12 protein-coding genes are annotated in these 12,345 nt (G+C 69.7%); 5 read left to right on the plus strand and 7 right to left on the minus strand.

The features are described 5' to 3' along the window. Positions 1-46 precede the first annotated feature (46 nt). A complete protein-coding gene (locus AB0E69_RS12055; RefSeq protein WP_360143127.1) occupies positions 47-310 on the plus strand; it encodes a hypothetical protein in 264 nt (87 codons plus the stop codon). On the opposite strand, the gene AB0E69_RS12060 is transcribed toward AB0E69_RS12055, so the two are convergent. Both AB0E69_RS12060 and AB0E69_RS12065 read right to left on the minus strand, forming a co-directional pair. Next, positions 298-1,464 (minus strand): DUF418 domain-containing protein, encoded by a 1,167-nt coding sequence (locus tag AB0E69_RS12060; protein ID WP_360143129.1) that lies wholly within the window; start codon positions 1,462-1,464, stop codon positions 298-300. The genes AB0E69_RS12055 and AB0E69_RS12060 overlap by 13 nt on opposite strands. 175 nt (positions 1,465-1,639) lie before the next feature. Beyond that, the gene (locus AB0E69_RS12065) at positions 1,640-1,786 is read right to left on the minus strand and encodes a hypothetical protein (RefSeq protein ID WP_360143131.1); all 147 of its coding nucleotides are present in this window, start codon (positions 1,784-1,786) and stop codon (positions 1,640-1,642) included. 116 nt (positions 1,787-1,902) lie between these two features. On the opposite strand from AB0E69_RS12065, the gene AB0E69_RS12070 reads away from it, so the two are divergent. Continuing rightward, positions 1,903-2,760: a DNA-formamidopyrimidine glycosylase family protein gene (locus tag AB0E69_RS12070; RefSeq protein WP_360143133.1), complete on the plus strand. Its 858-nt coding sequence runs from the start codon at positions 1,903-1,905 to the stop codon at positions 2,758-2,760. A 46-nt stretch (positions 2,761-2,806) separates the two neighbouring features. On the opposite strand, the gene AB0E69_RS12075 is transcribed toward AB0E69_RS12070, so the two are convergent. Together AB0E69_RS12075 and AB0E69_RS12080 are read right to left on the minus strand one after the other, a co-directional pair. Beyond that, entirely contained in the window at positions 2,807-3,766 is a 960-nt protein-coding gene (locus AB0E69_RS12075) for a hypothetical protein (RefSeq protein ID WP_360143135.1), read from the minus strand. A 72-nt stretch (positions 3,767-3,838) separates the two neighbouring features. After that, positions 3,839-4,738, minus strand: coding sequence for a hypothetical protein (locus AB0E69_RS12080; protein ID WP_360143137.1), 900 nt, complete (start codon positions 4,736-4,738; stop codon positions 3,839-3,841). 125 nt (positions 4,739-4,863) lie between these two features. Here AB0E69_RS12080 and AB0E69_RS12085 point away from each other — a divergent pair, with 125 nt between their 5' ends. After that, the gene (locus AB0E69_RS12085; RefSeq protein WP_360143139.1) at positions 4,864-5,187 is read left to right on the plus strand and encodes a rhodanese-like domain-containing protein; all 324 of its coding nucleotides are present in this window, start codon (positions 4,864-4,866) and stop codon (positions 5,185-5,187) included. A 122-nt stretch (positions 5,188-5,309) separates the two neighbouring features. Here AB0E69_RS12085 and AB0E69_RS12090 read toward each other — a convergent pair whose 3' ends face one another. From AB0E69_RS12090 to AB0E69_RS12100, 3 genes are read right to left on the minus strand one after another with little or no spacing between them, the layout of a single operon-like run. After that, positions 5,310-6,407 carry a histidine kinase gene (locus AB0E69_RS12090; RefSeq protein ID WP_360143141.1) on the minus strand — a complete coding sequence of 366 codons (1,098 nt, stop codon included), beginning with the start codon at positions 6,405-6,407 and terminating at the stop codon, positions 5,310-5,312. A gap of 6 nt (positions 6,408-6,413) precedes the next feature. Continuing rightward, complete coding sequence (locus AB0E69_RS12095) at positions 6,414-7,601, minus strand: hypothetical protein (RefSeq protein WP_360143143.1); 1,188 nt, start codon at positions 7,599-7,601, stop codon at positions 6,414-6,416. Positions 7,602-7,621: 20 nt separating this feature from the next. Beyond that, on the minus strand, positions 7,622-8,158 hold the full coding sequence (locus AB0E69_RS12100; protein WP_360143145.1) for a hypothetical protein: 537 nt from the start codon (positions 8,156-8,158) through the stop codon (positions 7,622-7,624). 121 nt (positions 8,159-8,279) lie between these two features. Between AB0E69_RS12100 and AB0E69_RS12105 the strand changes: the two genes are divergently transcribed. Continuing rightward, a complete protein-coding gene (locus AB0E69_RS12105; RefSeq protein ID WP_360143147.1) occupies positions 8,280-8,924 on the plus strand; it encodes a response regulator transcription factor in 645 nt (214 codons plus the stop codon). Between the two features lie 79 nt (positions 8,925-9,003). Then, positions 9,004-12,345 (plus strand): phosphodiester glycosidase family protein, encoded by a 3,342-nt coding sequence (locus AB0E69_RS12110; protein ID WP_360143149.1) that lies wholly within the window; start codon positions 9,004-9,006, stop codon positions 12,343-12,345.

Here is a 12,345-nt window from a genome sequence, read left to right on the forward strand (position 1 = left end):
ATAGTGCCAGTTGTGGCGGGATCTGGATGGTAGAATACTTACTGCCATGACCGGATACGTCCTTTTCGCAGTACTCGTGCTGGCCGTGATCGCGGCTCTGGAGATCAGCAACCGTCGCCACTCCGCCGGTCTCACCACCGGTTCCAAGGGCTTCGCTGACGACCGCGACCTGGCCCGGACCAAGCTCGACCTGCTCGCCCTCGGCGCAGCGGCCAAGCCCTTCAACCACAAGCCCGCCTCGACCACCGGGTCGGTGCACGCGATTCGCACCGCCCGCCTGCTGAACAACCACGGCCGTCACGCGGCCTGATCCACCTTGCGCCAACTGAGGGCGGTCGCATTCGTGACCGCCCTCAGCACGCCCTCCACCGGCCCGTAGCGCAGGCGGCTGACCCAGATGTGGCTCAGTAGGACCTGTCCGAGGAAGATGGCGACGGCGATGGCCATGGTCTCCAGCGGTGAGACCTCGCCGACCAGACCGAGCCCGATGCCCGTGAAGATCAGCGTCGTGGCCACCTGCTGGCCCAGGTAGTTGGACAGGGCCATCCGGCCCGCCGGTGCGAGCACTCGTCGTACGTCCTGACCGCGGTCGGAGTGCATGACTCGTAGGAGAGTGGCGGCGTACGCCGCACTGAGCAGGGGTGCTGTCAGCACGCTCATCAGGACCGCACCGGTGTTCTCGTTGCCGCCAGCGGATGCGTAGTACAGCCCGCCGGCGAGACCGACTGTGAAGCCGACCAGTTGAAGTGCTCGCAGTACGGCCTCGGTGCCGTTGAGGTTCTGCAACAGGCGATGACGGCCGGCCACCATGCCGAGCAGGAAGACCGCCAGGGTGGTCGGGCCCTGAACGGTGAGCTGTGCGAGGCCGAAGGTCGGCAGGGCGCGGACATGCTCGCCGATGATGTCGCTGAGGGACCCGGCGAGGTTCTGCGTGGTCTGGTGCGCCGCAGCGACCGCCGTACCGGGGTCGAGGATCGACGTGGTGTCGACGAAGAGCGTTGCAGCTCCCAGCGTGACGAAGAGGTAGGCGTAGATCGCACCCGCGGTGATCAGGGCGGTGCGGTCCTTCACTCCGCGCATCGCCAGTAGTACCAGGCCGATGAGCGCGTAGACGGTGAGGATGTCGCCGGTGATCAGAAAGACCGCATGCAGCGCGCCGATCACGAACAGGCCGGCCAGGCGGCGCAGCATGCGCGGTTTGAACGAGGCACCGGCCCGCTGTGCCGCCTCCAGTTGCAGTTGGAAGCTGTAGCCGAAGAGGAACGAGAACAGCAGGTAGAACTTCATGTCGAAGAAGACCATCCCGATCCAGGTGACCGTGTGGTCGAGCCACGACGAGTACGCCGGGTCCGCGGCGAGGTGGATCGGGAAACCGGAGGCGGCATAGGTGATGTTGACGATCAGGATGCCCAGCAAGGCGAATCCCCGGAGTGCGTCGACATCCTGAATCCGCGGTTGGCCCATGCCGCCCAGCTCACCACGGCAGCCTTGCGGACACAGTCGGCCTAAAACCCGTTCCAGGGGTGGACTTTCGCCTACTACCCCCCGGCCCGGCTCGCGGCGCCGACGGTGGGTGGCGGCTGAGTGGGAATCCGTCTCGCCGCCACCTGCACCCTCCAGGCGCACCTACCGCTGTAGGTCAGTGACTGCCGCGGGCCCGCTCCTGGACCTTCTGGAACGCTTCCTTGATCTTCTGCTGGTTCTCCGGCTTGCTCAGCTGCTTCTGGGCAACGTTCATCAGCGTCGCCACCACGGCGCCCTTGACCAGCGTCTTCACGAATCCCATCGGGGGACCTCCCTGCTCTGTTGACACCGACGGTAGCCGCCTCTGCAACCACCCTCCATAGGTGTATCCCCGAACCACCCCGGGAAACTGTCCCCGGCTTCGGGCACACTGGGAGGGTGCCTGAGTTGCCTGAGGTGGAGTCGCTGGCGGTGTTCCTGCGGGAGCGCGCAGTGGGGCATGCGTTCGTGCGGGCCGATATCACCGCGATCAGTGCGCTGAAGACCTACGACCCGCCGGTGTCGGCGATGGTCGGGTTGTTGATCGACGACGTGCAGCGGCACGGGAAGTTCCTGGACATCTCCGCGCAGGGCGTGCACCTGGTGATCCACCTGGCGCGCGCGGGGTGGCTGCGGTGGAAAGAGGAGCAGAACACCGGGCTGGTGCGGCCGGGGAAGGGGCCGATCGCGCTCCGGACCGTGCTGGACGACGGCTCCGGATTCGACCTGACCGAGGCGGGGACCCAGAAGAAGCTCGCGGTGTACATCGTACGTGACGTCAACGAGGTGCCCGGGATCGCGCGGCTCGGGCCGGATCCGTTCACGCTCTCGCTGGAGGAGTTCGGCGAGATCCTCAAGCAGCAGGGCCGCGTCCAGCTCAAGGGGGTACTGCGGAACCAGTCGGTGATCGCCGGCATCGGCAACGCGTACTCCGACGAGATCCTGCACGTCGCGAAGATGAGCCCGTTCAAACCCGCGTCGAACCTGTCCGAGGACGAGCTCCAGACCTTGTACGACACGATGCGCGAGACCCTGCAGGACGCGGTCAACCGCTCCGCCGGTCTCGCCGTCCAGGACCTGAAGTCGGAGAAGAAGTCCGGCCTCCGCGTCCACGGCCGCAAGGGCGAGAAATGCCCGATCTGCGGCGACATCGTCCGCGAGGTCAGCTTCGCCGACTCCTCGCTCCAGTACTGCGCCACCTGCCAGACCGGCGGCAAGCCGCTCGCCGACCGCAGGCTCTCCAAGCTGCTCAAGTAGGTGCCCGCCCGGGTGGCTCATACCCACCCGGGCGGGGGCTTCCAGCTCAGGTGGTCATCTGGTCGAACATCGTCTTCACGTCGGGCGTGTTCGGGGTCGAGAGCAGCGTCGGCGTACCGCTCGTCGTCCGCCGGGACGTGACGGCGAAGACGTACCCGAGGTTGGCGTCGATCCGGTCCTTCAGCCAGGGGCCGCCGCTGGCGCCACCGTTCATCGAGCACGGGAGGGCCGCGTCGGAGCCGCCCCACGCGTAGGTGGTGCCGTCGCAGTAGTACGGGACCTCACCGTTGTAGGGCGCCTCGGCCGGCCAGCCCCAGATACGGGTGTTCGGCTGGCTGGTGCTGTTGCCCCAGACCAGGCCGTTGCCGCCGACCGTGTCGACCAGATTGGCGCCGTTGCGCTGCTGGAACGTGACGAACGCCTGGTCGTGGGAGAAGTCGCTGCTGGTGATCCAGGAGTTGAACGCGCGCGCCGAGCTCCAGTTCCACAGCCCGTAGCCGGACTGGCCGTTGTAGTACGCCGGGGCGAACACGATGTTCGAGTGCCAGCCGCCGCCCTGGCCGCTGTGCACGCAGTGGCCGGCGGTGATGATCAGGTTCTTGTAGTTGTTGTAGATCGTCGACGCCGAGCAGACGTAGTTCAGCCCGTTGTCGCTGAAGAACAACTTCCCCGCGGTACTCGGCACGACATCGTTCACCTTGTGCCCGAGCGGCGCGTGCGGCGTGGATGCGATACCGCTGGAAGTGCCTTGTTTTGTGGGGGTTTGAGCGGTTCCGGTGGGCAGGTCGGCCGGGATCGCGTTCCGCATCTTCTCGGCGGTCCAGTAGCCGGTGGCGTCCAGTGCGCCGGGCGCCGTCTTGGCCGGGAGAGCAGGTGCACGTACGGCGGTGGTCGCATCGGAGGCCGGGGTGATGGGTGCTGCACCGGCCGGGGCGGCTGGGGCGATCGTCGCGCCGGTGATCAGCAGGATCCCGGCGGCGAGCAGGCGGACGGTGGTTCTGCGCATGGGTGACTCCTCGATCGGGGCGGTAGATCGATCACTTTCAGTAGAGGGGAATCGCTGTCAGAATGCAACCCGTCACAGGTGAACGACGTACGGTGACGACGCCGAGCGCCGGCCTGCGTCCAAACGCGCCCGCAGCTCGTGCCGGCCGGGTGGTCCGGACAAGCGGGTCGCCCAGCCGATCGAGTGGCCGGGGTCGAGTCCGTCGAAGGTCCAGGCCTGCTCGGCGGCCGACCAGCCGGGCGGGAGCGGCAGCTCGACTTCACCGCGCGCCGGGATCCGGCCGAAGTTCGTGATGACGACGGTGACCTCGTCGCGGCCGGGGTGGATGGAGGCGAGCACGGTCCCGACCGGCGCGACGAGCACCCGCCGTACGCCGGTCGGTACGGTCAGCGCGACGACCCGCAAGGCCGGCATCGGGAACGGCCCGATCGTGGTCCGGGTCAGCTGCTGCCCGCTCACGGCGTACCGGCGGCCGCCGAGCCGGATGTGGTGCAGGCTGTCCGGGTCGGCCATGCCGACGAACCGGACGCCGACATCGGCCGCCCGCCTGGCCACGAGATACGCCCGCTGTGCGCCCGGGTGGCGGGATGCAGCCTCGCCCGGCGATGGGCCCGGCCCGGCGGCCGGGGTCAGGTCCAGGACGCCGTCGGCATTGGCCGTGACGGTTCCTGGCGGGACGATCCGGAGTTTGCCTTCGAGGGCGACCCGGACGACCGGCGACTCGACCGTGTCGGTGTCGGTGTCGGCGGCGGGGAGGCGGACGACCAGATCGTCGCCGTCCTGCCGCCAGGTCAGCGCCCGGCCGGTCCGGTCCTCGACGACGTGCAGCGGAGTGGTGGCCAGACCGGGCAGGCGTACCTCGCGGTCAGCCGGCCGGCGCAGGATCCGGAGCAGCAGCTCCCGGTTCCGCAGGATCGCCTCTCCCCAGGGTTGCGGTTCGAATTCCCCCGGGATCCCTTGAATCAAAGCCACCGCAGCCTCCTCGAGCCACGGTCCGAAATCCGCCGCCCGGTGTCAATGCGCGATCCGCACTCCGGGCAGCGGTCAACCGGAACCGGCCACCGAGCGGGCTGGGGGTGGTCTGAGATGCTGGTGTCATGTTCCAGAACCAGGAGATCCCTTCGGTGGTCGTGGCCGAGCTCGACGACGAGTTGCTGGCGGGAGCCTTCGTGCTCGACGTCCGGGAGCCGGACGAGTGGGACCGCGGCCACATCGACGGCGCCAACCACATCCCGCTCGGTGAGCTGCAGGAGCGGGTCGGCGAGGTACCGCTCGACCAGAAGGTGCTCTGCGTGTGCGCGGTCGGCGGCCGCTCCGGGATGGCCACCCAGTTCCTGAACCAGCTCGGCCGGGACGCGATCAACCTCGACGGCGGCATGCACGCCTGGCAAACCTCCGGCCGCCCGGTCAGCACCAACTAGCCACTCGAGCACCAGCTAGCCACCCGCCAGGCGCTCCGGCACGAGCCAGGCGGGTCCGCAGGAGGCAGGCGGTCCGGGACGAGGCAGGCGGTCCGGGACGAGGCAGGCTGGTGTAAGGCGTTCTACGCCGGCATGGTGGCTCTTACCTGCCAGCCGGTGGGAGTGGGCCCGGCGGTCAGGTGTCCGTTGAGGTCCTGGATGCGGTCGCGGAGGCCGGTGAGCCCCCGCCCGGTGCCGGAGAGCGGTGGCCGCTCCCGCGTCGAGCTGTCGTTGTCCACAGTGACCGTGACCCCACGCCCCGACCCAGCCACGCAGATGCGCACCGCCGCCCCCGGTGCGTACCGCAGTGCGTTCGTCAGACTCTCCTGCACCAACCGAAACGCCACCTGTGCCGTCGGCGCAGCCAACCCCTCCAGCGGCCCTTCGAACCGGCACGACACGTCCAGCCCACCCCTGGCCGCCCGCGTCACGACCTCCTCGATCAGCGTGAGGTCCGGCCCACTGACCTCCACCCCACCCAGCAGCTCCACCAACCGCTGCAGGTCCTCCCGCCCCTGCCGAGCCGACTCCGCCAGGTCAGTGAACACCTGCTCGGTCCGCACCGGGTCCCGCTCCGCCAGCCGCTGACCGGCCGCCGCCTGGATCACCATCACGCTGATCGCGTGCCCGACGATGTCGTGCAGCTCCGCCGCGATCCGTGCCCGCTCGTGCCGTACGGCGAGCTCCGCGAACAGCTCCCGCTCCTCCTCCAGCTCCCGCCCGCGCCGGTCGAGCGCCTCAGCCGCCTCCCGGTGCAACCGCAGTACCGTCCCGGCCAGGAAGCTCGGCACGCTGAACATGAGCAGCGGCACCTCCGACCCGTCCCGCAGCACGATCCACAACGCCACGAGGTACGTCGCCAGCACCCCAGCACCGACCACCGCAGCACGCCCCGACCACCCCAGCGCGGCGACCAGCGTGAGCAACGCCAGCACCGCAAACGCCGGATCCGGGAACCACCCGTAGTCGGACAGCACCGCCGGCACGGTCCACAACGCACCGCCCAGTACGGCGACCACCCGCGGATGGCTCCGCCACCACAGCAGCATCAGACCGCCGGCCAGCAGCGACCCCGTAAACACGTTGCCCAGCAGATCCGAGGGCCAGCCGTGCACCGCGGTCGGCAGAGCGATGGTCGCGCCGACCAGCAGCACGATCGCGACCTGCTCCAACCGGCGCATGGCAGCTCAGCCGATCACCGGCAGCTGGGCCACGGCACCCGCCCGGCCTTTGCTGACCTTCACCTCGACCGATCCGCCGAGCAGCTTGGCCCGCTCCTTCGCCCGCGCCACTGCCGCCTTCAGATCGGCCGTCGCGCCGACCTGACCGTTGACCCGCAGCTCGAGCGCGTCCGGCGCGAACCGCACCGTCACCTCGATCGGCGCGTCCTTCTGATCGGCCAGCGCCGCGACCAGATGTTCAACAATCCGATAAGCCGACAGCTCAACAGTCGCCGGCAACGCCCGCGGATCGCCGGACACGATCAACCGCGAGTGCTCGGTCCGCAACCGGGCGAGCAACGTGTCGAGATGCGCAACGGTCGGCGCCGGCGTGAACGCGACGTCGTCACCGCGCAGCAGCCCGACGATCTCCCGCATGTCGTCCAGCGTCTCCCGGCTCCCGGACTCGATCGACTCCAGCGCCGCCCGAGCCTCCGCCGGCGGCAACCCGCGCCCCGACTCGGCCGCCGTACCCAGTCCGGCCAGCCGCTCCTGCAACAGCCCGTCGAGCTGCTGCGAAAGCCGTGCGCGGTCGTCCGCGACCTCAAGCGCGGCCCGTTCGTCCCGCAACCGCCGCAGCTCTGTCTCGCGGTCCGCGAGCTCCCGGTTCAACGCAGTACGGCGCCGTGCGGCCAGCCCGACGCCGAACACGATGCAGACGATCGGCAGCGCCAGGGCCATCGCACCGGGACCGGTAGTCGCATCGACCACCAGCACCAGGAAGGTCAGCACGACGCTCAACCCGCCGACGACCCACGCCGTCGCCCGCGTCCCCGCGACCGCCCCCAGGAACGCGAGCACGAAGGCGAGCGGCAGACCGGCCCCGCACCGAGTCACCCAGCCGAACAGCAGGACGTGCAACCCCATCGCCAGCACGGACGCCGTGGCGACGGCGAGAATGTTTCGCCGCCACCACAGCACCGGAACCGACGCCGCCAGGAACACCGGGATCATCCAGGCCGAGTGCGAGCTCATCGGGTGCGCCATCGATCCCTCCGCGATGGCGGACCGGACCCGCTCGTCCGAGAACTGCACGTTCTCGAGCATCAGCGCGAACCCGAGCGCGGTGAGGCCGCCCGCGAGCCCCCAGTCGCGGAGCTTGACCCCGCGAAAGACCCTGAAGCCCTTGTAAGCGCTGCCGAGGACCCCACCCATGGCCGACTCTCCCGTCCCGCTCAAGCTGCTGCGCGCTGGTGGACCGGCGTGCGCCCGGCGGACTGCTTGGTGACTCGATTCTGCACGAACAGGCCGATCCCGTAGAAGAGCGCGAGACCCGGCAGCAGGATCGGCAGGGCGCCCGCGACCGAGTCGATCGACGCATCGCGGAACAGCATGACCAGCTGGAGCGCGACCAACCCGGCCAGTCCGAGCGCGTGGTTGCGCCACGGGCCGGCGAACCTGGCGATGGCGTACGCGAGCGCGAACCCGAGCGGGATGAGGACGCCGCAGCGGGTGATCCACCCGAACGCGAGCACATGGGCGACGGTGGTGATCGCGGTGACCCCGACAGCCGCGAGCACGTTCCGCCGCCACAGGATCGGCAGCGTGACCAGCAGGAACGCGGGCAGCATCGCCCACGTGGTGGTGGACAGCGGGTGCGGCAGGTCGGTCGCGGTGGACCGCATGTTCTCCAGCATCAGCGCGACCCCGGCGGCCGTGAGCAGGCCGGCGAGGACGTAGTCGAGAGGCCGGACTCCCTTGAAGATGTTCATCGGCTTTCCTTTCGCTCCGGGTCGGTTGACCCCCATGCAGCGAAGGTAGGTTTCGGCCGTTGTGGCCCACGTCTGCCGCAAGGATGGTTCGGGTCCTCCTCAAGGACGACATAATCGACGTGTGCCCATCCGCGTGCTCGTCGCCGACGACCAGACCCTGGTGCGCACCGGCTTCCGGGTGATCCTGGAGGCCGAGGGCGATATCGAGGTGGTCGCCGAGGCCGATACCGGTACGGCGGCCGTCCGGCAGGCCCGGCTGGTGCGGCCCGACGTGATCCTGATGGACATCCGGATGCCTGAGATGGACGGGTTGTCGGCGACCGAGGAGATCCGCCGGTACCCGGACCCGCCGACGATCATCGTCCTTACCACGTTCGACCAGAACGAGTACGTTTACCGCGCCCTCCGCGCCGGCGCCGCCGGGTTCCTGCTCAAGGACTCGCCGTCGACCCGGCTGATCGCCGCCGTCCGGGCGGCCGCGACCGGCGACTCGCTGATCGAGCCGGCCATCACCCGCCGCCTGGTCGAGCGCTTCGCCGACGCCCCGCAACCGAAGGGATTGCCGGCCGAGCTGACCGACCGCGAGCGCGAGGTACTGCGGCTCGTCGCCCGCGGACTCTCCAACGCCGAGATCGCGGCGGAGCTCACGGTCGCCGAGACAACCGTCAAGACCCACGTCGCCCGGCTGCTGACCAAGCTCGGCGTCCGCGACCGGGTGCAGGCCGTCGTGGTCGCCTACGAGACCGGCTTCGTGCACCGACGCTGAACAACAGGTGAAAGACCTTCCAAACGGATAATGGAGCGGTTACTTTGTCACCGCAAACGCATCTGTTGGGGAGGCTCCTGTGTCGCTCGTCCGTCCCTTGACCACAGCGGCAGGCGTCGGCGGGCTCCTCGCCGGCCTGCTTGTCCATCCCGCCTTCGGGCAAGCAGCCGGCATCTCCGACGCCGCGATCGCGGAGGACGGCGTACTCACGTCGCGCGCGGACAGCCCGGTGGCGCCCGGCGTGAACTACACGTCGTTCGAGCGCCTCGACCCGAAGGGCTGGCAGCGCGGCGACATCCTGGACACCAACCTCAGCAAGCACGGCGTGACCGTCGACCTGGTCACCAACGGCGGCAAGGTGTCCGGTGGTCAGCCGCTCAGCCAGCAGCTCGCCCGCAAGGGTGCGATCGCCGGCGTCAACGGCGACTTCTTCGACATCAACGACACCACCGCGCCGCTCGGTGTCGGCGTCGAGCGCAACGGCAAGCTGCTGAACGCGCCGGCCGCCGGCCACAACGACACCGCGGTGATCGGCAAGGACGGACTGGGCCGGATCGCGCAGCTGTTCCTGCAGGGGACCGCGACCGACGACGACGGCACCAAGCTCGAGCTGACCAACCTCAACTCGCCGGGCGTCAACGCCGGCGGCATCGGCCTCTACACCCCGGAGTGGGGCGACGCGGCCCGGACCCGGACCGTGGACGGCCTGCCGACCGTCCGCGAGGTGATCCTTCGCGACGGTGTGGTCGTCTCGTCCGCCACCACTCCGGCCACCACCCCGCTGGCCGCCGACGAGCAGGCGCTGATCGGCCGCGAGGCCGGCGCCGACGCGCTGGCCGCGTTCGAGGTCGGCGACAAGGTCGGCGTTTCCTACGGCCTGAAGCCGGACGCGGCGAACGTCGCGGTCGGTGTCAGCGGCAACCAGCAGCTGGCCAAGGACGGGAAGGTGCCGGCCGACGTACCGGATGCCGACCTCGCGCCGCGGACCGCGGTCGGGTTCGACGCCGCGGGTGACCGGATGATCCTGCTCACCGTCGACGGCCGAGCGACCGGTTCGCGCGGGCTCTCGCTCAAGGAGATGGGCGAGCTGATGATCAGCCTCGGGGCTGACGATGCGCTGAACCTGGACGGCGGCGGCTCCTCGACCATGCTGGCCCGCACCGCCGGCGAGGCCGCGCCGGGCGTGGTCAACGACCCGTCCGACGGCAACGAGCGCCTGATCCCGAACGGTCTCGCCCTGCTGCCGGTCAAGGGATCCGGCCGACTCAAGGGCTTCGACGTCGAGGCCGCGGGCACCGCCAACGACGGGCCGGACGCCGACGTCTCCCGCAGCTCCCGCGTCCTCACCGGCCTCAGCCGCGTCCTCACCGCCACCGGGTACGACGAGACCTACGCACCCGCGTCCGGTACGCCGTCCTGGTACGCCGGCAGCAACGTCCGCGTCGACCAGCACGGTGTGGTCAGCGGCCGCCGCGCCGGCGACGTGATCGTCACCGCGACCCGCGGTACGGCGAACGGAAGGTTCCCGATGACCGTCCTGGGTCCGCCGGCCCGCCTGGCCCCGTCGACCCGGCAGGTGTCGATCGCGGACGCGAACGCCGCGGGCTTCTTCGAGGTCGACGGGTACGACGCCGACGGGTTCTCCACCTGGATCGAGCCGCGCGACGTCCAGCTCAGCTACGACCCGGCCGTCGTCAAGGTGGTTGCTAAAGGCAATGGCTTCGAGGTGAACGTGCTTACGAACGAGGCGGTTTCGACCGTGATCACCGCCAAGGTCGGTGCCCTGAGCACCCAGTTGAGCGTGACGGCCGGGCTCGCGAGCACGGTGGTCGACGAGCTCGACGACGTGACCAAGTGGGCCGCGAACGCCGTACCCGTGGGCGCCGCGACCGCGTCCCGGTCTGCTGCGGAGGGGCATGACGGCGGTCAGGCGATCGCGCTCGACTACTCGCTGACCGGCAGCACGGCGACGCGAGCGGCGTACCTCTCCCAGACTCCGCAGCAGACGCTGCCCGGCCAGCCGCAGAAGCTCGGCGCCTGGATCTACGGCGACGGCAAGGGCGCCTGGCTGCGGGCCAACGCCTACGACGCCGCGGGTGGTACGGCGCAGACGCTCAACCTGGCGGCGACGGTCGACTGGACCGGCTGGAAGTACGTCGAGGCGAACATCCCGCCCGGACTGGCGATGCCGCTGCGGTTCTGGCGGCTCTACGTGGTCGAGACCTCGCCGACCCGGCAGTACTCGGGCCGGATCGTTGTCGACGACCTGACCGTGCGCAGCGCACCGCCGGTGACGGTGCAGCCGCCGGCCAAGGTGATCGACCCGATGGTGGTCACCGACGGGACGGTGGAGACGAGCGGTCGCTGGCGGTTCGCGGTGCTGTCGGACGCGCAGTTCACCTCCGACGACCCGAACTCGGACTACGTGAAGCAGGCCCGGCGGACGATCCGCGAGGCGCTCTCGCACAACCCCGATTTCCTGGTGATCAACGGCGACTTCGTCGACCGGGCGTTCGGGCCGGACATCGCCCTGGCCAAGCAGATCATCGACGAAGAGGTCGCCGGTAAGGTGCCGCTGCACTACGTGCCGGGCAACCACGAGACCTATGGTCCGGGCGACCTGTCCGAGTGGAAGAAGGTCTTCGGCGACGCGACCAGCACCTTCGACCACAATGGGACCCGGTTCATCCTGCGCGACTCGTCGCTCGGCTCGTTCCGGGCCGGTGGGTTCGACCAGATCCTCGATCTGCGCAGGAAACTCGACGCGGCGGCTCGGGACAAGTCGATCCGCAGTGTGGTGGTGATGGCGCACCACCCGATCGACGACCCGTCGCCGACGCAGAACTCGCAGCTCGGCGACCGCAAGGAAGCCGCGATGGTCGCGAAGTGGCTGGCCGACTTCCGCGCCTCGACCGGCAAGGGCGCCGCGTACATGGCAGCGCACGCCGGGACGTTCGCCGCGACCCGCACCGACGGCGTGCTGCTGCCGCTGACCGGCAACTCGGGCAAGAGCCCGGCAGCGGCACCGGACGCCGGTGGGTTCACCGGCTGGGCACTGGTCGGCATCGACCCGACTCCGGCGGCAGCTGCGAAGCAGTCCTGGTTCCGGGTCGAGCTGCGGCCGCATGTCGACTCGCTCGAGCTGGCGGCACCCGCGTCGTTGCGGCGCGGGCAGACGGCGGCAGCGTCGGCGACCGTGGTCCAGGATGGCCGGCCGGTGCCTGTGGCGTTCCCGGTGTCGTCGGACTGGTGGGGCTCGTCGTTCCTGCACATCGGTACGGCGAAGACCGCGCCGTTCTGGGCTGTGGCGTCGTACGACCCGGCCACCGGTCAACTCACCGCCCTCCGTCCGGGCACCGCTCAGCTGGGCGTGACCGTGAACGGTGTCTCCAAGAGCACGACCGTCCGGGTCGATTGGTAG

The sequence above is a fragment of the Kribbella sp. NPDC026611 genome (assembly GCF_040638345.1).
Taxonomy (GTDB): domain Bacteria; phylum Actinomycetota; class Actinomycetes; order Propionibacteriales; family Kribbellaceae; genus Kribbella.

What these genes read in the sequence shown, in the direction of transcription:
- AB0E69_RS12055 (WP_360143127.1), top strand. Translation starts at nt 47, where the DNA reads ATGACCGGATACGTCCTTTTCGCAGTACTCGTGCTGGCCGTGATCGCG.
- AB0E69_RS12060 (WP_360143129.1), bottom strand. Translation starts at nt 1,464, where the DNA reads ATGGGCCAACCGCGGATTCAGGATGTCGACGCACTCCGGGGATTCGCC.
- AB0E69_RS12065 (WP_360143131.1), bottom strand. Translation starts at nt 1,786, where the DNA reads ATGGGATTCGTGAAGACGCTGGTCAAGGGCGCCGTGGTGGCGACGCTG.
- AB0E69_RS12075 (WP_360143135.1), bottom strand. Translation starts at nt 3,766, where the DNA reads ATGCGCAGAACCACCGTCCGCCTGCTCGCCGCCGGGATCCTGCTGATC.
- AB0E69_RS12085 (WP_360143139.1), top strand. Translation starts at nt 4,864, where the DNA reads ATGTTCCAGAACCAGGAGATCCCTTCGGTGGTCGTGGCCGAGCTCGAC.
- AB0E69_RS12090 (WP_360143141.1), bottom strand. Translation starts at nt 6,407, where the DNA reads ATGCGCCGGTTGGAGCAGGTCGCGATCGTGCTGCTGGTCGGCGCGACC.
- AB0E69_RS12095 (WP_360143143.1), bottom strand. Translation starts at nt 7,601, where the DNA reads ATGGGTGGGGTCCTCGGCAGCGCTTACAAGGGCTTCAGGGTCTTTCGC.
- AB0E69_RS12100 (WP_360143145.1), bottom strand. Translation starts at nt 8,158, where the DNA reads ATGAACATCTTCAAGGGAGTCCGGCCTCTCGACTACGTCCTCGCCGGC.